The following is a 22,623-nucleotide window of genomic DNA, read 5'->3' as shown; positions in this document are numbered from 1 at the left end:
GAGCACTTAGCGAGGTCCTATCGAGCTTAGTGCAAAAGCGTGCGGTGGCAGGTTTTTTTGAATCTAGCATCCGTTTCGTATTCCACAAGCGGGAGCGAGTCCCCGAAGGAATTTTTTTCTCCGGATTCCCCTTCACGACACTTAATAAACCGGGACTGAAGACCCACCCACCAAAACCTCCCCACCCCGTCCGCCATCTTTCAGAGCCGTTCCCGCATCTCAACTGCAAGGCGGACCAGGCGGACCACACGGAAAAAGGTTGATTATTCCATTAAAAAGACGTATACTATTTTCGTATGTAGTAAATTTTGAATAATAGAAAAATACAAGGCAGAGGCTACATAAGAATTAGAGGTGTGACATGGTTAATGAGACAATACTGGCGGTAATTATCGCATTTGTAATCAGCGCGATTCTGTGTCCAATCGTGATACCGTTTCTTCACAAGCTGAAATTTGGGCAGCAGGTCAGGGATGACGGACCGCAGGCCCATTTGAAAAAACAGGGGACTCCGACGATGGGGGGACTGGTAATTCTTTCAAGCATTATCATAACTTCCCTGCTCTATCTGAAGGATTATCCGAAGATTATCCCCGTTCTGTTTGTCACGGCCGGTTTCGGCGTGATAGGTTTTCTGGACGACTATATCAAGATTGTTATGAAGCGCTCGGAAGGACTGAATCCGGGGCAGAAACTGATAGGTCAGATCATTATTACGGGAATTTTCGCGTATTATATTATTACATCCGATGAGATTGGAACGGGAATGATCATTCCGTTTACGGGGAAAGTTCTGGAGATGCCGGTCTGGCTTTTTGTTCCGGCCCTTTTCTTTATCGTCCTGGGAACGGATAACGGTGTGAATTTTACCGACGGTCTGGACGGTCTTTGTACCAGTGTGACGATTCTGGTGGCCACCTTCTTTACGATCGTAGCCATCGGTGAGAACAGCGGCATCAGCCCGATTACAGGCGCCGTAGTAGGCAGTCTTTTAGGCTTCCTGCTGTTCAATGTATATCCGGCCAGGGTGTTTATGGGTGACACCGGTTCCCTGGCTCTGGGAGGCTTTGTGGCGTCCAGCGCGTTTATGATGCAGATGCCTCTCTTTATCGCCGTTGTGGGCCTGATTTATCTGGTGGAGGTCCTGTCGGTCATCATCCAGGTGACCTATTTTAAAAAGTCCGGCGGCAAACGTGTTTTCAAGATGGCCCCGATCCATCACCACTTTGAGCTTTGCGGCTGGTCGGAGACGAGAGTCGTGGCTGTATTTTCGATTATAACGGCAATCCTTTGCCTTGTAGCTTACTTAGGATTATAGGAGGAATGGACGATGAGTCAAAAAGTATTAGTAGCAGGAACAGGAATCAGCGGTATTGCGGCCGCAAAACTTCTTCTTGCCAAGGGCGGGGAAGTAGTTCTTTATGATGGAAATGAGAAGCTGGATGCAGAGAAGATTAAGAAGAATTTCGACGAGGACGCAAAGGTGACGGTAGTTCTCGGAGAACTGAAGAGAACGGATCTGCTGGGAGTTGAACTTTCGGTTATCAGCCCGGGCATTCCGATGGACGCTCCGTTTGTGGCGGTTTTGGACGAGGCGGGAGTGCCGATCTGGAGTGAGATCCAGCTTGCATTCCACTGTGCCAAGGGCAAACTGGCCGCGATTACGGGAACCAACGGTAAGACGACGACGACGGCTCTGACAGGGGAGATTATGAAATCTTTCTACGAGAGCGTTTTTGTTGTGGGCAATATCGGGGAACCGTATACGGCGCATGCACTGGAGACGGTGGAGGACTCCGTGACCGTAGCGGAGGTTTCCAGTTTCCAGCTTGAGACGATTATGGACTTCCGTCCCAATGTCAGCGCTATTCTGAATATTACTCCGGATCATCTGGACCGCCATAAAACAATGGAATGCTACATCGAAGTCAAAGAGGGCATTACAAAGAACCAGAAAGAGGGCGATACATGCGTCCTTAATTATGAAGACTCCGTACTGAGAGAGTTCGGTGAGACGCTGAAAATCAACGTGGTATATTTCTCCAGCCGCCAGACCCTGAAGAAGGGATATTATCTGGACGACGGAAAGATTGTTTACAATGACGGAAGCAAGGTGGTGGAGATTGTGGATATCCATGATCTGAAGCTTCTCGGACGCCATAACCACGAGAATGTGATGGCGGCGGTTGCCATCAGCATGAATATGGGCGTTCCGCTGGAAAAGATTCAGGAAGTAATAAAGAATTTTGAGGCGGTGGAACACAGAATTGAGTATGTAACGGAGCGATTCGGCGTAAAATATTATAACGACTCCAAGGGTACGAACCCGGATGCCGCCATGCAGGCCATCAAGGCAATGCCGGGACCGACCATTTTAATTGCGGGCGGCTATGATAAGCATTCCGAGTTCGATGAGTGGATTGAAAGCTTTGATGGAAAAGTACGGTATCTCGTACTGATCGGACAGACCAGAGATAAGATTGCAGAATGTGCAAAACGTCACGGATTTACAGATATCATGTATGCGGAGGATCTGCTGGAGGCAGTCCAGGTATGTGCATCCTATGCGAATCCGGGCGACAACGTGCTCCTATCTCCTGCCTGTGCAAGCTGGGGACAATTTAAGAACTTTGAGGAGCGGGGAACCAAGTTTAAAGAATATGTAAGGGGCCTGTAACCGACTTTATCTCATAGGGAATAATGGTTTTGGCGTACCTTAGGGATGAGGAGTGGAATAATGCCTGGTACGGGGAAAAAGAAGAAAAAGAAAGCGCATCGCTTTTACGACTACAGTCTGCTGTTTACAATTATTTTCCTGACTGCGTTCGGACTTGTGATGATTTACAGCGCCAGCTCCTACAAGGCACAGTTGGACTACGATAACCCTGCGTACTTTGCGATCAGGCAGGCGGCGATTGCAGGCGGAAGCTTTGTGGCCATGTACATGGTCTCCAAGATTGATTACCACTGGTTTGCAAGATTTGCCATTCTGGGATATGCCCTGTCATGGATTACAATGCTGCTGACGATGTTCAGCCCCCTCGGCGTGGCTTCCCACGGTAAAAAGAGATGGCTGAAGCTGGGACCGAGCTTCCTTCAGTTCCAGCCGACGGAGCTTGTAAAGATATCCCTGATACTCTTTGTGGCCGTTTTCATAGCCGAGCTGGGAACGAGAATCAACAAACCGAAACCGGCCCTCGTGCTCATCGGTTTTTCCCTCCCGCTAGCCCTGCTCGTTACGGCAAACAACCTGAGTTCGGGTATCATTATCTGCGGCATCGTGTTCGTCATGATGTTTGTGGCCTGTAAGATCAAGTGGCCGTTTTTCGCCTGTATCGGAACGGGAGTCGGGCTTCTGGCGGCGGCTCCGTACATCGGGCATATTCTGGTGAATATGCATATCCTGAAGGATTACCAGCTGGGCCGAATCAACGTGTGGAAGAACCCCATCATGTACTCCCGGTCAGGCGGATACCAGGTACTGCAGGGACTATATGCGATTGGCTCCGGCGGCCTTTTTGGAAAAGGACTGGGAGAGAGCCTTCAGAAACTGGGCTTTGTGCCCGAGGCGCAGAACGACATGATTTTCTCTATCATTTGTGAGGAGCTGGGGCTTTTTGGAGCGATCTCCCTGATTCTGATCTTCATGTTTATGATTTACCGTTTTATGGTGATTGCAGGCAATGCCCCGGATCTTCTGGGCGCCATGATAGTGGTGGGAGTGATGTCCCATATCGCCATTCAGGTTATCCTGAATATTGCCGTAGTTACCAACTCCATTCCCAACACGGGAGTTACGCTTCCCTTTATCAGTTACGGAGGTACATCGGTTCTCTTTCTGATGCTGGAGATGGGGCTTGTGCTGAGCGTGTCGAACCAGATTAAGCTGGAACAGTAACGCGGCGGACAATACATATAAACAAAGGAAAACAGCGGTTTTATGCACATAATTTCATTTTTTTACATAGGATAGTATATAGAAGACAAACGGGAGGGGTTTTTCTTGTCTGCGATAGAGGTCCAGGGGCTGTGCCCGATAAAAGGTGAAATTATAGTGCAGGGTTCAAAGAACGCGGTTCTGCCGATGATGGCGGGAGCGGTTCTGAACAAGGGAATAACGGTCATTGATAATGTCCCCAGAATACAGGATGTGTTCTGTATGATGGGGATACTTGATTCTCTGGGATGCAGCTGCGTCCTGGATGGACACAGCCTTACGATCGATGCGGCAGGGCTGTCCCGTTTTTCCATACCCAGGGAAGAGATGGAGAAGATGCGTTCCTCCATCATGCTGCTTGGCGCTCTTCTGGGAAGATGTAAAGAGGCGGAAGTGTATTATCCGGGCGGCTGTATGATTGGGAAACGGCCCATTGATCTTCATCTGATGGCCCTTGAGAAAATGGGGGTCCTGATAGAGGAAGGGGAGGGGGATGAACCGCTCAGGGCCAATGTGCCGCGCCTTCGGGGGACGGTGGTGGATTTTCCGTTTCCAAGCGTCGGAGCCACGGAAAACGCAATTTTTGCGGCGGTGGCGGCTTCCGGGAAGACCGTATTAAAAGGCTGTGCGAAAGAGCCTGAGATTACGGAGCTGTGCCGTTTCATGAATAATATGGGGGCTTCCATCCGGGGAGCCGGGAGCGATGTGCTCGTAATCGAAGGCGGTCTGCCTCTCCATGATTCCAGATATACCGTATGCGGCGACAGGATTGCCGGAGGAACCTATCTTCTGGCCGCGGCCGGAGCCGGCGGAGAACTTCTCCTGACCGGTACCGAGAGCGCGGGACTTCTGACGGTTACCTCGGTATTAAAAAGGATGGGCGCCCTGGTCTATGCAGAAGATGAGCTCATTTACCTGAAAGCCCCGGAGAGGCTTCGGGCGGCATCCATAAAGACCGATCCTTATCCCGGATTTCCAACCGATCTTCAGTCCATTATGATGGCGGTGATGAGCAGGGCGGAAGGAACCAGTATCATAGAAGAAAAAATCTTTGAGAACCGGTTTAAAACGGCAGTGGAGCTTGAAAAACTGGGAGCCGAGATTATTGTCGAGGAAGATATTGCCCGGATTGTGGGGCACACCCGTTTAAAGGGAGCCCATGTCGAAGCAAAGGATCTGCGCGGAGGTGCGGCCCTGGTAGCTGCGGCCATGATGGCGGAAGGAACGACAATTGTCGGCAGTTGTGAATACATTATGCGGGGATATGAGGATATCTGCCGTGATTTGTCCGGGATGGGAGCCTGCATCCGCTATGCGGAGGAACCGGCCGGACGCTGAACTATGTCTGTGATCCCGATTCACAGAGTGAAATACGATAGAACCGCCGGGCGGGAAGTAAACAGGAGGTGCACAGTTGAGAAGAGTAAACAAAAACAGAAAAAAACTGGTAATTGCAGGGATTTTTCTGGCTGTGCTGCTGTTGCTTGCCGTCCTTCTCTCTGTCCGGATTAAAACGGTGAAAGTCAGCGGCAACGAGAGATATACGCAGGAACAGATTGAAGCGATGATTTTTGATACAAAATTAAGCAGAAATCCCGTTTACTGCTACTATCAGTATCGTTTCCGCCCACATAAGACAATTCCTTTTGTGGAAGACTATAAAATAGTATTCAGAAGTCCTGTCAATGTGGAAATCATCACCTATGAAAAAAGTGTGGTCGGCTACGTTTCCTATATGAACAGCCTGATGTATTTCGACAAGGACGGTATCATCGTGGAGAGCACCAACGAAAAGCTGACGGGCATTCCGATGATTACAGGCCTCAGATTCGGCCATATTGTCCTGCACAAACCTCTGCCGGTGGAGGATGTGAGAATATTCGACGAGATACTGAATCTGACCCAGGTGCTTGAGATGTATGACATCAAAGCGGACAGGATCGATTTCAACAGCCAGAAAGAGGCCACGCTGACCGTGGACAACCTGAAGGTGGAGCTGGGCGGCAATGCCCAGATAAACGGTAAAATTTCCGAGCTCAGGGATATCTTGAACACCTACACGGAGCTTTCCGGTACATTATATCTTGATACTTATGATGAAACGAACTCCAATCCATCATACCGCTTTGAGCAGGATGAATAAAGGGCGGCCTGAAAATCCCTATGGACCACTCCGTAGCGGAACTGCTGTGTAAAAAAACAAAATAAGTAATATTTTTATGAAATTCACAGTTGATTTTTTACCGAAAATCAAATATAGTATTAGGTAGACCGAAATCTAAAGAGTAAAAAAAATGGAAAGATAAACAAGATCAGATGGATAAGTGAAGGAGGAACTATCTTGTTAGAGATTAAGATAAATGAATCGGAGAATTCTGCCAGAATCATCGTTATAGGTGTAGGCGGAGCCGGAAACAATGCGGTTAACCGCATGATAGAAGAGAATATAGCAGGTGTGGAATTTATTGGAATTAATACGGACAAGCAGGCGCTGCAGTTTTGCAAGGCCTCTTCAGCCATGCAGATCGGCGAGAAGCTGACAAAGGGACTGGGAGCCGGGGCGAAGCCTGAGATCGGCGAGAAAGCCGCAGAGGAGAGCCAGGAAGAGCTTGCACAGGCACTGAAAGGCGCCGACATGGTATTCGTAACCTGTGGTATGGGCGGCGGCACCGGAACAGGTGCGGCACCGGTTATCGCAAGGATTGCCAAGGATATGGGCATTCTGACCGTAGGCGTTGTGACAAAGCCGTTCCGCTTTGAAGCCAAGACACGTATGGGCAATGCACTTTCTGGCATTGAGAAATTAAAAGCCAATGTAGACACTCTGATTGTAATCCCTAACGATAAACTCCTTGAGATCGTAGATCGCCGCACAACCATGCCGGATGCTCTTAAGAAGGCCGATGAAGTGCTTCAGCAGGCCGTACAGGGCATTACGGATCTTATCAATGTTCCGGGACTTATCAATCTGGACTTCGCGGACGTACAGACCGTAATGATAGACAAGGGCATCGCCCATATCGGTATCGGACATGCCAAGGGTGACGACAAGGCCATTGAAGCCGTTAAACAGGCTGTTGCCAGCCCTCTGTTAGAGACAACCATCGAAGGCGCAAGCCACGTTATTATCAATATTTCCGGTGACATCAGCCTGATCGAGGCCAATGACGCCGCAACTTATGTACAGGAACTGGCAGGAGACGATGCCAACATCATCTTCGGCGCCATGTTTGATGAGAATGCACAGGATGAAGCTACGATCACGGTTATTGCGACAGGACTGGATGCCCACGGCATCAATACGCCCGTATCCAAGGCCATGACCGAATTCACCACCCCATTCAAGGCAAAAGCGGCTCCAACGTTTGCACCTCAGGGAGCAGGCAGAGAGACGGCGGCTACATCTGCGCCTGCCTATAAGACACCGACCTACAGGGCTCCTTCCGCCGCAGTTCCTCAGCAGCCACAGCAGCCGAAGGTTCCGGTACAGCCTACCCCGGTGCAGCCATACCGCCCGATGCAGAGAGAGACACAGATCAATATCCCGGATTTTCTGAAGAATAAAAAATAATCAGGGATAGGGTTCAAGCGTAGACAGGAAACAAAGAAAAGCACGTTTACCGTACTTTTTATATCAGACGATATTAGCCGCAGTGCGTAAGCATTGCGGCTGTTTTGGTTGATGAAAACAGCGGCGGTATCTTAAACCCTGCTGTCCAAATCTAAATTGATTTTTCGACATTTTCAATCGTAATCCAACAAAATAAGAACGATATGGCCGGCCACCCGGACTTAAAATACAGGTGGCGGGCCATTATTTTACCCTTACGGCTGGTTTCACCGGTCAGGGCACAGGGGATGGGTCCCCCACAGCCAGAGGGAGCAGAGGGAAAATCAGGAACGATTCCCGTCATGGAAAAGCCTATCGCGCCGTCCGCATTTTGTTTCGAAATATGACGATCAAAAACAGGAATTAACTTTCCGTATTTGACAAAAAACACAAGCCCGGGAATTTATAATGACTACTGTCGTAACAGTTCAGGTCCGGTATGCCCTGACGGGCGGTATCACTTTTTATAAAAGTCCGGCGTTATTCTGCCGCAGGACCGAACTGTATCCTACTGTCAGACAGAGAGGTGAGAGAATTTCCGGTGACATACAACGTTTACGCGGATGTGGTGTTAGCCAATAATTTTACAATAGATTTTTTGCTTCTCACAGTAGTAAAAAAGGTGATGAAGCTGGAGACACGAAAGGGAGGAATATTTCTGGCCAGCATGGCGGGAGCTTTTTACGCGCTGGCTGTGACCATTTTTCCCTTTCCTGTTTTTTTTCTCCAGTCAATTGTTACATACTTCGCAGCCAGCGCCCTGATGGCGGCCCTGGCATTCAGAATCAAAGACCTGAACGCGCTTATAAAAGCCGTGGCGGGCCTGTATCTGGCGGCGGTTATGACGGCAGGCCTGATGGAGCTGTTCCGTGCAGGAGGCTTCTTTGGTTCTATCTATCTCTATGCGGCGGCAGCGGGATTCAGTATCTTTTTAACGCTGTACCTTTGGAGGACCGTGTCAAAGAGTGCGGCGGACAGCGGCCATCTCTACAGCGTCCTGATCGAATATCAGGGCAGGAAAGCCGGTTTTACCGGTTTTCTGGACACGGGGAACCGCCTGACGGAACCCTACACGGGAAGCCCGGTCAGCGTCATCTCAGCGGAAAGCTGCAGCGAACTGTTCGGCACCGTGAATGCGGTTCTGTTCGTCCCTTTCCGTTCGGTCGGGAAGGACAGCGGTATTTTACCGGCGGTGCGGGCCGACAGGATGGAGATAGAAAAAGAAGGTCAGAAGAAAGTAATAGAGAAACCGTATATTGCAATCTCGGAAGAAAAACTGTCACAGAACGGTTCTTACCAGATTTTGCTGAATGAAAAACTGTGGCTGTGAGAAGGCCGCAGTATTGATGGAAAGCTGTAATGAAAATAATGATAACCGTTCAGGATGCATACCCGGCAAGGCGGAACGCGCTGTTTTGCGAGGGGGTAAGGAATAAGGTTCCGGCGGTTACAGATATGGTTATTTAAGGAGGAAAGAAATTATGGTTATAAAATTAGCAATCCCGAATCAATTCCGTCTTAAGATGGTTCCGTCGTTTAAATCGGTTTTTCTTCAGAAGGAGGGGGAAGTCCATTATATCGGCGGTGCGGATATTCTCCCGGCGCCCTTAAACAGCAGGGAAGAGGCGGAGGTGTTAAAGGAGCTGGGAACGGAGAAGGATGCTCAGGCGAAATCGAGACTGATCGAGCACAACCTGCGTCTGGTAGTCTACATAGCGAAGAAATTCGACAACACCAGCGTCGGCGTGGAGGACCTGATTTCCATCGGTTCCATTGGACTTATCAAGGCAATCAACACCTTTAACATCGATAAAAACATCAAGCTTGCCACCTACGCCTCCCGGTGTATTGAAAATGAGATTCTGATGTATTTAAGACGCAACAATAAAACAAAAATGGAAGTCTCCATTGACGAACCGCTCAATGTGGACTGGGATGGAAATGAGCTTTTGCTTTCCGATATTCTGGGAACCGACGAGGACGTTATTTACCGGGATTTGGAAGATGAGATAGAAAAGAAACTGCTCAGTACGGCAATCAGCCGTCTGGGACCGAGAGAACAGAAAATCGTGGAACTGCGTTTCGGCCTGGGAACGGAGAATGAGGATGAGATGACGCAGAAGGAAGTCGCAGACCTTCTGGGCATATCCCAGTCCTACATCTCCAGGCTCGAGAAAAAGATTATGAAGCGGCTGAAAAAAGAAATCGTGAAATACGAGTAGAAATCCAGCCGATGAATGCGGGAATCAGGGTTCCGGCTACCAGGTAGACCGGCCACAGCTCATGGGAAAAACCGGTGGGGAACCCGGCCAGATTTTCGGGTACCGACCGGAGCCAGAGTTTTGCGTATAAGTAGTCCACCAGTTTAAAGACGGCAAAATGAACCGCCATAATCTCAAAGGAATAGCGTCCCAGGAACGAAAGAAAACGGGAAGCGGCTTTGAACCGTTCCATCAGAGTTCCGAGGGACAGACAGAAATAAATTCCAATCAGGGAGATGACGTAAAACCAGGCTCCGGGAATCACCATTCCGTCTAAAAGAATATAGATGCCCATCTTTGCATTGATAAAGTACAGGGCGGCGGCGCTGATGATGCAGCCGTACCAGGTGGTGTATTTCTTAAAATCGGGACAGTGAAGCCGAAGCAGGTAGGCAAAAAAATAAATCGGGACTACGACCAGGGATGCGTGAAGGTTGTAGGCAATCCCCACTTTCCTCATATTCAGGAACACACCGGCGGCGCCGATTGAGGCGCAGGCAAACCCAATCAGCCATACCTTAAGCCCTGGTTTTCCAATCCGTCTTGAAAAGGTGCGGCCGAACCATACGGCAGCGCCGAACAGACCGGATGCGGCCAGCCAGGCCGGAATGAACCAGAGCGCTCCCTGGGCCGGTTCGGCGCCGGTGAAAGAGATATTCGTACAAATCTGAGCCAGCATTTTCGTATGGTTATAAAGCTCCTGGCCGGAATAGAGCCCCCGCGTCACAAAGAAATTGTGGAGCAGGACGAAACAGGACGTATAAAAAACATAACGGGGCCATGTTCCTGCGAATCGGTTGCCAAAGAAGGCGAAGGGAGCATCCCCGTATTTTTTTTCGCTGTACAGATAGCCCGAGACAAAGAAAAACAGGGCCAGATGGAACAGATAGACAAAGCCTACGGCAAAGTAACAGCTGTGTCCCAGGACAATTGCAATAATACCAAGTCCCTTTACGATATCCCAGTAAGGGGAACGTGACGGTGCGGTTGGGTTCATAGTGGTAACTCCTTAAATATTTTTTCGATGTTATGTACGGTTTCACCCCGGCTTTTCACTGCAAGTGAGGGCCTTCGGGGAAACGCGCAGCGGATGTTTCCTGTATGATTGAAACATGGGCTGCGTTAAGATCTTATCATCAAGTATAGAATATGTGGGGAAATGTGTCAACTGAGGGAAACGGGACTGAAGACGCGAAGACTGGCGCCATCCCGGAGCCGGACCGCTTAGAGATGTGTTAAAGTTTTTAGGTAAAGATAATAGTGCCTTGTCTGATGAAGAAAGAGGATTTATTTGAAGAAATCAGTTCTTCTTAATGTCTTTCTTTATCTGGACAGGGCACTGTGTATTTGGAATGTTTATGGCGGCCCGGACGGCCCGTTTTTGGACAACCGTCTTTCCGAGACGGGAATCAGCTCAGGTAGTTGCGCATGCTTTTTAAGGCGCTTTTTTCGAGACGGCTGACCTGGGCCTGGCTGATGTGGATTTCTTCGGCTACCTCGGTTTGGGTTTTGCCCTCAAAGAAACGCATGTCGATGATATGACGCTCGCGTTCCGGGAGGCGTTTCATTGCTTCATTTAAAGAAATGTCCTCGATCCAGTGCTCCTCGGAACATTTTTTGTCACTGAGCTGATCCATGACATAGAGGGGATCACCGCCGTCGGTATAGACCGGTTCGTAGAGGCTGACCGGGCTCTGGATTGCGTCCAGGGCATAGGTGATGCTTTCCTTGCTGACTCCGATTTCATCCGCGATTTCACAGATGGTCGGTTCCTTCAGATTCCTTTTCATCAGTCCTTCCCGGGCATAAATCGCCTTGTAGGCGGTGTCGCGCAGGGAGCGGCTGACACGGATTGAATTATTATCTCTCAGGTAACGTTTGACTTCTCCGAGGATCATCGGAACTGCATAGGTGGAGAACCGCACGTTCTGTGTTATATCAAAATTATCTATCGCTTTTATCAGTCCGATGCAGCCGATCTGAAAAAGATCGTCCACATTTTCGCTGCTGTTTGAAAAACGCTGGATGACGCTTAAGACAAGACGCAAATTTCCTTTAATGTATTGTTCTCTGGCATCCATATCCCCATCAAGAATCCGTTTAAACAACGCTTCCTTCTCATCGTTGCTGAGAAGCGGCAGTTTGGAAGTGTTGACTCCGCAGATTTCCACTTTGTATACAGGCATGTACTTTACCTCCGCATCTTTCATTAATTATCTCGGCGGAATTTATTGTAAGGGATATTTTCCACCGAATTCTTATAAATGAATGATGTACGAATTTGGATCGATTTATACGATTGGAGGGATGAAAAAATTTTCCTTTTCAGAGAGTTGATTGATTGTTGCCCCTGTCTGTGTTAGAATAGTACAATAACTTTTGATGCATACAGATGGAGGAAAAGAATGAAAACCATAAACGAACTGATTAAATCCTATCTTGAGAATGAAGATAAAGCAGTTTTCGGAGAAATTCTGGAAGTAATTAAGACGGGAGAAGCCCTGTTTGCGGTTGCAGCCAGAGCTACCAACAACTTTTTCATGGGGGCAGAGAATGAGAAGCCGGCAGCTTATATCTTTTCCAGCAAAGCATTTGCAGATGAATTTGTAAAGGAATTAAAGTGGGAAGGATACGAGGTGAAGAGCCTTGAGATCAGACCGGCCCAGAGAATCGGATTTTTTAACGATCTTTACCGCAGCGGCTTTGAGGCCGTCATGGTAGACAAGGGCCAGGAATCCCTTGCAATGTCGTTATTCAGCATTGTAGAGAAACCGGAAGAGACCGCGGACATGGTGATTAATCCGTCCCTGATGCGTGCCGCAGCCCAGTTCTATCAGGAGCTTTCCAGAAAAAGAGCGGTTAAACCGATGCAGGACCTGATGTGTTCCGAGATATACAATGCAAAGTTCCTGATCCCGGCAGAGGATGTGAATGAGCATGTTTATCCGATGATTGCCGACAATAAGGGCCTTAAGTTCTATCCCGTATTCACCGATCTTATCGAGTTTGGAAAATTTGACAAGAAGCAGAAATACCAGCCGGTCGTTGTGAAGTTCCGCGATCTGAAAAAGCTGGTGAGGAAGGTGGACGGAATGGTGGTCAATCCGTTTGGCTTCGGACTGAGACTGGACAGAGAGAAGATTGATAATATTGAGAGAGACTGTTCTACTTTGAAGGTTGTAAAATAGGAAGATAACGGAGGCTGCCAATTTCTGGCGTTCTACCGGAAGATATTGAGAAGAGAAAACACCCCGTATGTGAGATTTCAGGTCTGCCTGTATCCTGCATATGGGGTGTTTTCTTTGGCGGAGGAGAACTTTCGATGGAACGTACTGTAAAATATTTGAAGGAAAATGAAAGGCTGTATCGTTGAATAGAGTATAAGAGCTGTTAAACAGGCCTTTACCGGCCGGTGTACGGTGTAATCGGACCGCTTTTGGCAGTTGTCTGCGGTGACGGTGGAACGAACTGACAACAGGAGGAAAATAATATGAAAAAGATGGCTGTAATTACAGCGGTTATAGGTATCTGTATGAATCTCACAGCATGCGGCGGAAGAACGGAAGCATCCGTGGGTGTAATCGGTAAGACGGAGCCGGAAGTAAAGACGGCCGGAGCTGAGACGAGCCGGCCATTCTTCAATTCCCGTACAAGTGAATTTAATACACTCACAGGCGATACCGGGGAAGGTGTCTCTGCCGAATTTGACGTATTCCTGTCGGAGACGGAAGCCGGTTTTTTATTCATCGAGGTATCTGAGGACACGGAGGCCACACTGAGATACACCTACAGTACCGGGGATGAGGGCGGAGTGAAGATGGGGTATTATGAGACGAAATCCGGAAAGAGGACGGAGGACGAACTTCCCGCCGCGACGGATGATGCCTACGGTGTCCTTTGGACGGAGGAGAAGATAACGCTTAAAAAGGGAACGAATGAAGTTTATCTTGCAGGAGAAAACAAGACCGTCAAAATGCGCTGTGAGATAGGCGGACTGGATGAGAGTAAAGTGCTCTATAAAGGCGTCTTCCCGAAGGAGGCAGCGCCGGAGGAGCTTACCGAAAAAAATTAAAAGAGACGTTCAATATAAAAATTAATTTTCATAGGCCTCAGTGCCGGTAAACGAAAAAGCCGGAAAAGAATCCGCATATCAAATGGCTTCGTGTCATCTGATATGCCGTCCCTTTTCCGGCTTTTTTATCTGTTTTTCTCATACAGCGCCAGCAGCCCCTTCAGCAGCAGCGCCCCATCATAAATAATCGTATGGCTGCAGAGCGGCAGCACCGCCTTTGCAATACCGCCGGTGGCGATAACGGTGGCGGGTTCTCCCAGTTCTTCCTCAATTTTTGTAATCATCCCGTCTATCATAGCGGCATTTCCGAAAATAACCCCGCTTCTCATACAATCCACGGTATTTTTCCCAATGACTCTTTTTGGCGTGTCCAGGCTGATTCGCGGCAGCTGGGCCGTACTTGCGCTCATACTGTCTAAAGATACGCGGAGACCGGGGAGAATAGCGCCTCCGATATAACGGCTGTTCTTGTCAATGACCGACATTGTGGTGGCGGTTCCCATCTCCATGATAATAATGGGCGGCTCATGCTCACCAAGGGCTCCGATGGAGTTGACAATCATATCGCTGCCCACGGATTTCGGATTATCCATCAGGATATTGAGTCCGGTTTTCATGCCGGAGCCGACGAGCTTGGGCGAGATTCCGGTGATTTTTCTGACAGCGGACATAAGCGTCCTGTTTAACGGCGGGACGACCGAGGAAATAATGGCGCCCTCAATCTCTTTTGGCTCAATATGATAGATTTCCAGAATACTTTTCAGCGTAATGGCATATTCCAGATTGGTTTTGCCAATAGTAGTTGTGATACGCTCTACAAAATAAGTTTTTTTACTGTCAATGGCCCCAATGAAAATATTCGTGTTGCCGATATCGATTGCCAGAATCATGCGGATGCTCCTTATGTTTAATATACTGAAAGTATACAATATTTTTGTCGGAAAAACAATCGTGCAAACATGTGAATTGTTACGATAAATACATTTTGTACTATAGTCTGGTTCTGCGGCTGAATATTATTCGTTATTGTCCACCGGCAATATCCCGTGAAGCGTGTTATTGTTCGCAGCACGCTGTTTTTATATCATAGGAAAATGCTCTGGACTCTTTCTTGAATGGGTGGTAACAGTAACTGCTAGTCTTTGGGCTTTCTCATTATAGAAGGCGTTTTTACTTTACCGGGGACAAACGGCGGTGTACAATGGTGATATCTTTTTTTGTGCAGGAGTGAATGGGAGCGTGATGGGATGATTTTTAAAAAGTTTTTGATAGAAACCGGAACGGGGGAAACAGGATTCCGGATAAAAGGCGAACCGGTGGAGACAGAAGAGGACGGCGGCGGTGACAGCGGCGGTAATATCGACGGAAGCATTGAAGGAAGCATTGAAGGAAGCAGTGGTGGAAATGCCAGCGGTGGAAACGACAGCAGTGAAAACGCCAGCGGTGGAAATACCGGTGTACGGAAGAACCGCAAACGGCGCAGCGGAGGCGCGCTTCTCACCTGTTTTCTGAAGGATAACACGGACGGAAAACCGGATGCCAGGAGAAAAGCGGTCATTATCTGTCCGGGCGGCGGTTATGAATTCTGTTCCACCAGGGAAGGGGAGCCGGCGGCTTTCCAGTTTCTTGCCATGGACTGTCAGGCATTTGTGCTCCACTACAGCACGGATCCCGGCATCTTTCCCGAGGCGCTCTGTGAGCTGGCGGCCGCCGTGGCATTGATACGGAGACGGGCCGGTGAATGGCATATTGAGCCAAACGGAATCTGCGTGTGCGGCTTTTCGGCGGGCGGTCATCTGGCGGCTTCGCTGGGAGTGTTCTGGAACAGGGATTTCTTGAAGGAACGGCTGGGCCTTAAACCGGAGCAAATGCGTCCGAACGGGCTGATTCTTTCCTACCCCGTCATCTCATCGGGGGAATTCGGGCATGCGGCATCCTTTGACAATCTGACGGGAAGGGGCATATCGGAATTTTCACGGGAGTTTCTGTCTTTGGAGAACCAGGTGGGAGAACAGGTTCCGCCGGTTTTCATGTGGCATACGGATACCGATGGAACCGTGCCGGTGGAAAATTCCCTGCTTTTTGCCTGGGCGCTTAAAAAGGCAAAGGTCAGTTTGGAGCTTCATATCTATCCGCAGGGAAGACACGGTCTGGCTTTGGCAAATGAGGAGACGGATAAGGTGACAGATGACGGGAGAGGCGGTTATGTGGTGCCGTGCTGCCAGTCCTGGACAGAGCTTGTAAAAAAGTGGATCATATCGCTTTGAAAAAATACCCGGTACGGGATAGACAAGGGTAACAGTTCATGCTGTCTGAACTGTTACAGATAAGGCAGGTTACTGTTCACGGGCAGTATTCCGCGAGGTGTTTTTTGTGAGTGGAGCAAAGCGAAAGTCACAGAAAACCCGAGGGTTACGGCGCGAAACGGCGCTTTTTGCCGTTTCTGTGCATCGCGAAGCGTGTTGCTGGGCACGGAGTGAACAGTAACTAAGGCAGATTATAGAAAAGTTCTGTCAAGACTTTTTATTGACTTTCCTTATATTTCATAATAGAATAAAGTAGACATCTTCCACGGATGTCTATTTTTTCGACAGGAAACAGAGACTGTTTATGGAGAGGCGGTATGTGCCATATTCAGCTTGGAACATTAGAGAATCATTGATTTTGGAGGAAAAACTCTTGGAGAATATAACAGAGCAGATTAAAAAACGACGCACCTTTGCCATCATTTCCCACCCCGATGCAGGTAAGACCACATTGACCGAGAAGTTCCTGCTTTACGGAGGAGCGATCAACCTGGCCGGAACGGTCAAGGGAAGGAAGGCGGCTAAGCACGCCGTTTCCGACTGGATGGAGATTGAGAAGGAGAGAGGTATCTCCGTCACTTCATCCGTACTGCAGTTTAACTACGAAGGATACTGCATCAACATCCTGGATACACCGGGACATCAGGATTTCTCGGAGGATACGTACCGTACTTTGATGGCGGCAGATTCCGCCGTCATGGTAATCGACGCATCAAAGGGTGTCGAGGCACAGACGATCAAACTGTTTAAGGTCTGCCTGCTCAGGAATATCCCAATTTTCACATTTATCAACAAGATGGACCGTGAAGCCAGGGATCCCTTTGAACTGATGGATGAGATTGAGAGCGTGCTTGGAATTAAGACATGCCCGGTCAACTGGCCGATCGGCTGCGGAAAGAATTTCAAGGGCGTATATGACAGAAATACAAAGAAGATTACCACATTCACGGCTGCCATGGGAGGGCAGAAGGAAGTCGCTTCCCAGGAATTCGATTTGGAGAGCGGTGACGTGGACGGCATCATCGGGCCGGATTACCATGGACAGCTTCTGGAAGACATCGAGCTTTTAGACGGCGCCAGCGATGAATTTGATATGGATCTGGTAAGCCAGGGCAAGCTTTCACCGGCATTTTTCGGTTCCGCCCTGACTAATTTCGGAGTGGAGACGTTCCTGGAGCATTTCCTCCAGATGACGACGTCACCTCTTCCGAGAAAGACGACGACGGGCATTGTGGATCCGTTTGACAACCAGTTCAGCGCCTTTGTATTTAAAATCCAGGCCAACATGAATAAGGCCCACAGGGACAGAATCGCATTTATGAGAATCTGTTCCGGCAAATTCCAGGCCGGAATGGAGGTTAACCATGTACAGGGCGGCCGTAAAATCCGTCTGTCCCAGCCGCAGCAGATGATGGCACAGGACAGGAAGATCGTGGAGGAGGCATATGCCGGTGATATTATCGGTGTTTTCGATCCGGGCATTTTCTCCATCGGGGATACGCTCTGCACGGCTTCCGATAAGATAGAGTTTGAAGGAATTCCCACATTTGCGCCGGAGCATTTTGCCAGAGTCCGCCAGATGGATACGATGAAACGGAAACAGTTTATCAAGGGAATCAACCAGATTGCCCAGGAGGGCGCGATCCAGATTTTCCAGGAGTTTAATACCGGAATGGAAGAGATTATCGTCGGCGTTGTGGGAGAGCTGCAGTTTGAGGTCCTCACCTACAGACTGGAAAATGAATACAACGTGGAGGTCAGGTTAGATAAGCTTCCATATGAATATATCCGCTGGATCGAGAATAAGGATGAGGTGGATGTGGCGAAGCTCCAGGGTACATCCGATATGAAGCGGATTAAAGACCTTAAAGACAATCCACTGCTGATATTTATCAACAGCTGGAGCGTGGGAATGGTCCTGGACCGTAACCCGGGCTTAAAGCTCAGTGAGTTTGGACGCAATAATTAAAGGGGAACCGCTAAGGATATGGTTTCACATCATTTCATATACATCATTTCATATAATTCACAGGAGGTAAGAAGATGAGTAAGATTGATGTTGTACGTGCAGCTATGGTAGAGGCTATGAAGGCAAAGGACAAGGCGAGAAAAGATTCTCTTTCCATGCTTCTTTCCGCTCTTAAGAATGCAGAGATAGATAAAAGGGAGCCGCTCACCGAGGCGGAGGCCGATGCTATCGTGAAGAAAGAACTGAAACAGACGAAGGAGACCTATGAGCTGGCTCCCGCAGACAGGGATGATATCCGTGCCGAGGCTGAGGCCAGGATGGCGGTTTACAAAGAGTTTGCCCCGGAGGACATGAACGAGGAGCAGATTGCCGCGGTAATCAAAGAGGTGCTGGCGGAACTCGGAATTGAGAAGGCGGCTCCGTCCGACAAGGGAAAGATTATGAAAGTCCTGATGCCGAAGGTAAAGGGAAAAGCTGACGGAAAAGTGGTAAACCAGGTATTGGCAGAGTTGCTTAAATAGCGGAAAGGACCGGTTATGTACAGAGAAGAAATAGAAAAATATATCGATTCCCACAGACAGGAAATGATAGATGATATCTGCCTGCTGTGCAGAATTAACAGTGAGAAAACATCTTATCAGGAGGGAAAACCATACGGCGACGGAGCGAGCAAGGCTCTGGCACTGGCTCTTTCCATGGCTGAAAAGTACGGATTTTCAATTAATAATTACGACAACTATGTAGGAACCGCAGACCTCAATGACAAGGAAAAGCAGCTCGACATCCTGGCTCACCTCGATGTGGTTCCGGCCGGAGAGGGCTGGACCGTGACGGAGCCGTTTGAGCCCGTTGAAAAGGACGGCAAACTTTACGGACGCGGGACGGCGGATGATAAGGGACCGGCTGTGGCCGCCCTCTATGCCATGCGCGCCATCAGGGAGCTGGGAATCCCGGTTTCTAAAAATGTCCGTCTGATTCTGGGAACCGATGAAGAGTGCGGCAGCTCCGATATCCGCCACTATTACGATGTGGAGGAGGAAGCGCCGATGACATTTTCACCGGACGGCTCATTCCCGGTTGTTAACATAGAAAAAGGAAGTCTGGCCGGTCATTTTACGGCGGAATTTGAACCTTCCGAAGCGCTTCCAAGAGTGATTTCCATCCATGCGGGCACGAAGGTAAACGTAGTTCCCGGAAAGGCATTTGCCGTATTTGAAGGACTGGACGACGATCTGGTACGTGAGGTATCGGAAGGAGTGGAGAAGGAGACGGGAGTATCCTTTGAAATCCAGGGCAGAAACCACACGCTGGAGATCACGGCCGTTGGCGTGGGAGCCCATGCGTCCCTCCCGACAGAAGGTAAAAATGCGCTGACGGCGCTGCTGCTTCTGATCAGCCGCCTTCCTTTTGCAGAGTGCGGACAGATTGAAGCTCTTCATAACCTTGTAAAACTTTTCCCATGCCATGACACCGCCGGAGAAGCGTTGGGAGTTGCCATGGAAGATGAACTTTCCGGTGCGCTGACCCTGGCTTTCGATCTTCTGGAAGTGGACGGCGGCAGCCTGGATGCCACATTTGACAGCCGCTGCCCAATCTGCTCCAACGAAGAAAATGTACTGGAGCCTGCAAGGCGGAGACTGGCAGAGCACGGATTCACCCTGACCAACGAATCCATGACGCCGCCTCACCATGTGGACGGCAATTCCGATTTTGTGAAAACACTGCTGAGCGCATATGAAACCTATACGGGAAGAAAAGGAACATGTGAGTCCATGGGCGGGGGCACCTATGTGCACACGCTTAAGAACGGAGTGGCATTTGGAGCAGCCATGCCGGAGACCGATAATAAGATGCACGGCGCAGACGAATTTGCCGTGATTGATGAACTGCTCGTAAGCGCGAAAATATTTGCACAGGTGATTGCGGACCTCTGCGCGTAGGGCAGACGGGGCTTTTGCTCCGGGCAGAAGAAGTTTATGTCCGTACCGTGCCCGGCGGCATGCTGTGCGATGAATGGAAACGGTAAAAAGAACTGTTTTCTGCTGTATCTTTGGGTTTTGGACAATCAATAAAGTGAGTGAAAACAGAAAATGCTTTCACTCACTTTATTTAATTGACCTGTTCGAAATGATTTGTCTATTGCCATTTATCTCACGGTTTGTTTTCTTCTAACTTTTTAATTCGTTTTTCCAGTTCTTCTATTTTATCTTTCTGTGAAATAAAGACGTTGATAAGGATTGCAATGATAAATGCGATCGCCGCCGCCGCGCGGTAGACGTTTCCGCTCATGTCAAATAATAGAAAGCCACCAAAAAAGAAAAATACTGCCAAACATATGAAACATATAAAATAAATTTGAATAAACCGTTTCATACGACACCTCCAAACTTCGGTTAATCGCCCGTCTCTGCATCCTGGACTGCGGGTATCCTACTTATAACTTTAAGCTTAAACGCCGAGCCTGTCAAGATTTATCACGGTCTGTCATCTAAAATGCTATCATTTCCACTGCTGTTAGCAGGCAGCATTCGATGAGGTGTTTTCGTATGAATTCTGCATAAAAATCCCAGGTTACAAGGCGCAAAACGGCGTTTGGTTCCCGATTTTATAAATATTTAATAAAGAATTTTATTTTTCCAAATAGAATTAAAAAAAGCTCAATTGATTTGCGGCCGATAATATGCTAGACTTTAATACTGGTACAGCCGGAAGTCAGCAGGTTTAAACGCCTGAACATCCGTTCCCGGCTGGTGGCCATGGAAATGCAGATACCAACAGGACTGCAAAAGAGAGGAGAATGCTACATGAAGAAAAGAACACTTGCCCTGTTTTCGGCAGCAGTGATGGCTGCAGCGGTGATGACAGGATGCAGCAATAATACCACAAAGACACCATCCACAGAAGGCACGACGGAGGCTCAGACAACTCCGGAAACAACGGAGGCTGCCACAGAGGCGGCAGCAAAGGAGAGTAAACCTCAGCTTGTGATTCTCGGAGGAGACGGCGCAGGGCTGACAGCGGCTATCCAGGCCGTAGCCGATGGAATGAGTCCGACCAAGATTCTGATTCTGAGCGGCACCGATGAACTGGCGGCCGACGTCAAAGAGAAGGAAGACTTCATCAACGCGTCCGATACGGCGGAGCAGTTTGAGGCAGAGATCGAGGATTCCTATGAGTTATACCTTGCCGACACGATGAAAGCAGGTAAGAATACGAACAATGCCGAGATGGCGGAATTCCTCGTTGAGGGCGCCGAGGAGGCCAAGAGCTGGATCGAAGGCCTTGGCATCGAATTAAAAGGCGTGGAGAAGAAAGACGGCTCCTCAGTAGCCAGAAGCTATACACTGGCCAACGGCGGCAGCCTTGCAGAAGCAGTATCCGACGCTCTTGTAAAAAAAGTAGAAGAACTGAAGATTCCTGTTAAGACAGGCGTGACGGTCAAAGAAATAATCATGAACGAAGACGGCGTGGTAACCGGAGTGAAAGCAGTAGTGGATGGAGAAGAAAAAACCATCAACAGTATCGCTCTTGTAGCCACAGACAAAGAACTGCTTCCGATTATATCCAAACTTGATATCCAGCTTTCCAAGGCTTCCGATGAGAAAGTGACAGGCGTTATCGTCAATACATGTGCGGAAGCAATCGATGCAAAGGGAGAAACCGTTCCGGGACTCTATGCAGCAGGAGAACTGATCAGCGCAGGCGTCCACGGCGACGCGGTCCTGGCAGGAAACGACCTGACGGCCACAATCGTATTTGGTGAGACCGCAGGCGTGGAATCCGCAATTTACGTATCCGACAACCAGGAACAGTAAGACGCCCGCACACTCCGTGCACCGGCCGCATCACCCATAAAAGGAAACCGCCAGCCCCGAATCCCGGGACTTGCGGTTTCCTTTTTTAGCTCATAGGAAAGTGCTCTATACTCTAAAAAGTCCTCGGGGCAGCCTCCCAGCCTCCCATTCCGGAAAGAACCCATCTTCAAATCATGCATATACTAACAGTAACCAACATTCCGGAGGCCATAAAAATGAGAATCTGTGACCTGAAACAAAAAGAGGTAATCAATATCTGCGACTGCAAGCGGCTTGGCTTTGTAGGAGACGTAGACTTTGACATCTGCACGGGAAGAATGCTAGCGATCATCGTCCCAGGCCAATGCTGTGTCTGGGGCTTTCTGGGACATGAGAAAGAATACGTAATCCCCTTCTGTGACATCCAACAGATAGGAGACGACATCATCCTGGTAGAACTGCGTGAAAAAAAGGAATAATCCTATCCATACGGCTTACATACCCCATCCCCCTATCCCCCATCCACCCCCAAGAAAGAGACCTCTCAGCCGGAGCCCCATGGCGCGCTGGTGTTATGGCGAAAACCTTCGCGTCTTCAGTCCCGGTCCATAACCTTCCTGTGGGGAATCCGGGAGAAAAAGATTCCGCAGGGAACCTGGGAGTTCATCGGCACT

Annotated in this window: 21 protein-coding genes; 17 read left to right on the top strand and 4 right to left on the bottom strand. The window is 49.0% G+C overall.

Annotation, left to right across the window (positions count from 1 at the left end):
• From QZT18_RS20255 to sigE, 9 genes are all read left to right on the top strand, one after another.
• Positions 1 to 263, top strand: a 263-nt coding sequence (locus tag QZT18_RS20255) for a hypothetical protein (protein ID WP_294150866.1), incomplete at its 5' end; no start/stop codon positions are given.
• Between the two features lie 98 nt (positions 264 to 361).
• Complete coding sequence (gene mraY / locus QZT18_RS20250; RefSeq protein WP_294150865.1) at positions 362 to 1,318, top strand: phospho-N-acetylmuramoyl-pentapeptide-transferase; 957 nt, start codon at positions 362 to 364, stop codon at positions 1,316 to 1,318.
• A 12-nt stretch (positions 1,319 to 1,330) separates the two neighbouring features.
• Positions 1,331 to 2,677, top strand: coding sequence for a UDP-N-acetylmuramoyl-L-alanine--D-glutamate ligase (gene murD, locus QZT18_RS20245; protein WP_294150863.1), 1,347 nt, complete (start codon positions 1,331 to 1,333; stop codon positions 2,675 to 2,677).
• Between the two features lie 60 nt (positions 2,678 to 2,737).
• On the top strand, positions 2,738 to 3,898 hold the full coding sequence (locus tag QZT18_RS20240; RefSeq protein WP_125142730.1) for an FtsW/RodA/SpoVE family cell cycle protein: 1,161 nt from the start codon (positions 2,738 to 2,740) through the stop codon (positions 3,896 to 3,898).
• A 105-nt stretch (positions 3,899 to 4,003) separates the two neighbouring features.
• Positions 4,004 to 5,275, top strand: a complete 1,272-nt coding sequence (gene murA / locus QZT18_RS20235; protein WP_294150859.1) for a UDP-N-acetylglucosamine 1-carboxyvinyltransferase — start codon at positions 4,004 to 4,006, stop codon at positions 5,273 to 5,275.
• Between the two features lie 76 nt (positions 5,276 to 5,351).
• The gene (locus QZT18_RS20230; RefSeq protein ID WP_294150858.1) at positions 5,352 to 6,080 is read left to right on the top strand and encodes a cell division protein FtsQ/DivIB; all 729 of its coding nucleotides are present in this window, start codon (positions 5,352 to 5,354) and stop codon (positions 6,078 to 6,080) included.
• Between the two features lie 198 nt (positions 6,081 to 6,278).
• Positions 6,279 to 7,508 (top strand): cell division protein FtsZ, encoded by a 1,230-nt coding sequence (gene ftsZ / locus QZT18_RS20225; protein WP_294150856.1) that lies wholly within the window; start codon positions 6,279 to 6,281, stop codon positions 7,506 to 7,508.
• A gap of 580 nt (positions 7,509 to 8,088) precedes the next feature.
• Positions 8,089 to 8,877, top strand: coding sequence for a sigma-E processing peptidase SpoIIGA (locus QZT18_RS20220; RefSeq protein ID WP_294150854.1), 789 nt, complete (start codon positions 8,089 to 8,091; stop codon positions 8,875 to 8,877).
• A 151-nt stretch (positions 8,878 to 9,028) separates the two neighbouring features.
• Positions 9,029 to 9,769 carry an RNA polymerase sporulation sigma factor SigE gene (gene sigE, locus QZT18_RS20215; protein WP_294150852.1) on the top strand — a complete coding sequence of 247 codons (741 nt, stop codon included), beginning with the start codon at positions 9,029 to 9,031 and terminating at the stop codon, positions 9,767 to 9,769.
• On the opposite strand, the gene QZT18_RS20210 is transcribed toward sigE, so the two are convergent.
• Both QZT18_RS20210 and sigG read right to left on the bottom strand, forming a co-directional pair.
• Complete coding sequence (locus QZT18_RS20210; protein WP_294150851.1) at positions 9,729 to 10,805, bottom strand: acyltransferase family protein; 1,077 nt, start codon at positions 10,803 to 10,805, stop codon at positions 9,729 to 9,731. The genes sigE and QZT18_RS20210 overlap by 41 nt on opposite strands.
• A gap of 412 nt (positions 10,806 to 11,217) precedes the next feature.
• Positions 11,218 to 11,994 carry an RNA polymerase sporulation sigma factor SigG gene (gene sigG, locus QZT18_RS20205; protein ID WP_294150849.1) on the bottom strand — a complete coding sequence of 259 codons (777 nt, stop codon included), beginning with the start codon at positions 11,992 to 11,994 and terminating at the stop codon, positions 11,218 to 11,220.
• A 219-nt stretch (positions 11,995 to 12,213) separates the two neighbouring features.
• Between sigG and QZT18_RS20200 the strand changes: the two genes are divergently transcribed.
• Entirely contained in the window at positions 12,214 to 12,996 is a 783-nt protein-coding gene (locus QZT18_RS20200) for an SseB family protein (RefSeq protein ID WP_294150847.1), read from the top strand.
• Between the two features lie 302 nt (positions 12,997 to 13,298).
• Positions 13,299 to 13,880: a hypothetical protein gene (locus QZT18_RS20195; RefSeq protein WP_294150845.1), complete on the top strand. Its 582-nt coding sequence runs from the start codon at positions 13,299 to 13,301 to the stop codon at positions 13,878 to 13,880.
• A gap of 125 nt (positions 13,881 to 14,005) precedes the next feature.
• Here the strand turns inward: QZT18_RS20195 and QZT18_RS20190 are convergent, their stop codons facing one another.
• On the bottom strand, positions 14,006 to 14,770 hold the full coding sequence (locus QZT18_RS20190) for a type III pantothenate kinase (protein WP_125142739.1): 765 nt from the start codon (positions 14,768 to 14,770) through the stop codon (positions 14,006 to 14,008).
• Positions 14,771 to 15,127: 357 nt separating this feature from the next.
• Between QZT18_RS20190 and QZT18_RS20185 the strand changes: the two genes are divergently transcribed.
• The 4 genes from QZT18_RS20185 (at position 15,128) to QZT18_RS20170 (ending at position 20,095) form a co-directional block, all read left to right on the top strand.
• The gene (locus QZT18_RS20185) at positions 15,128 to 16,147 is read left to right on the top strand and encodes an alpha/beta hydrolase (RefSeq protein WP_294150843.1); all 1,020 of its coding nucleotides are present in this window, start codon (positions 15,128 to 15,130) and stop codon (positions 16,145 to 16,147) included.
• 412 nt (positions 16,148 to 16,559) lie between these two features.
• The gene (locus QZT18_RS20180; RefSeq protein WP_294150842.1) at positions 16,560 to 18,155 is read left to right on the top strand and encodes a peptide chain release factor 3; all 1,596 of its coding nucleotides are present in this window, start codon (positions 16,560 to 16,562) and stop codon (positions 18,153 to 18,155) included.
• Positions 18,156 to 18,229: 74 nt separating this feature from the next.
• Positions 18,230 to 18,676, top strand: a complete 447-nt coding sequence (locus QZT18_RS20175; RefSeq protein WP_125142742.1) for a GatB/YqeY domain-containing protein — start codon at positions 18,230 to 18,232, stop codon at positions 18,674 to 18,676.
• A gap of 15 nt (positions 18,677 to 18,691) precedes the next feature.
• Positions 18,692 to 20,095, top strand: coding sequence for a Sapep family Mn(2+)-dependent dipeptidase (locus QZT18_RS20170; RefSeq protein WP_294150840.1), 1,404 nt, complete (start codon positions 18,692 to 18,694; stop codon positions 20,093 to 20,095).
• Between the two features lie 211 nt (positions 20,096 to 20,306).
• On the opposite strand, the gene QZT18_RS20165 is transcribed toward QZT18_RS20170, so the two are convergent.
• Complete coding sequence (locus QZT18_RS20165) at positions 20,307 to 20,528, bottom strand: hypothetical protein (protein WP_294150838.1); 222 nt, start codon at positions 20,526 to 20,528, stop codon at positions 20,307 to 20,309.
• Between the two features lie 431 nt (positions 20,529 to 20,959).
• Here QZT18_RS20165 and QZT18_RS20160 point away from each other — a divergent pair, with 431 nt between their 5' ends.
• Both QZT18_RS20160 and QZT18_RS20155 read left to right on the top strand, forming a co-directional pair.
• The gene (locus tag QZT18_RS20160) at positions 20,960 to 21,970 is read left to right on the top strand and encodes an FAD-binding protein (RefSeq protein WP_294150834.1); all 1,011 of its coding nucleotides are present in this window, start codon (positions 20,960 to 20,962) and stop codon (positions 21,968 to 21,970) included.
• A gap of 215 nt (positions 21,971 to 22,185) precedes the next feature.
• Positions 22,186 to 22,428 carry a PRC-barrel domain-containing protein gene (locus QZT18_RS20155; RefSeq protein WP_294150832.1) on the top strand — a complete coding sequence of 81 codons (243 nt, stop codon included), beginning with the start codon at positions 22,186 to 22,188 and terminating at the stop codon, positions 22,426 to 22,428.
• Positions 22,429 to 22,623 lie beyond the last annotated feature (195 nt).

The sequence above is a fragment of the uncultured Clostridium sp. genome, assembly GCF_900547735.1.
Lineage (GTDB): Bacteria > Bacillota > Clostridia > Lachnospirales > Lachnospiraceae > Otoolea.
This window is presented reverse-complemented; position numbering and strand designations above follow the sequence as displayed.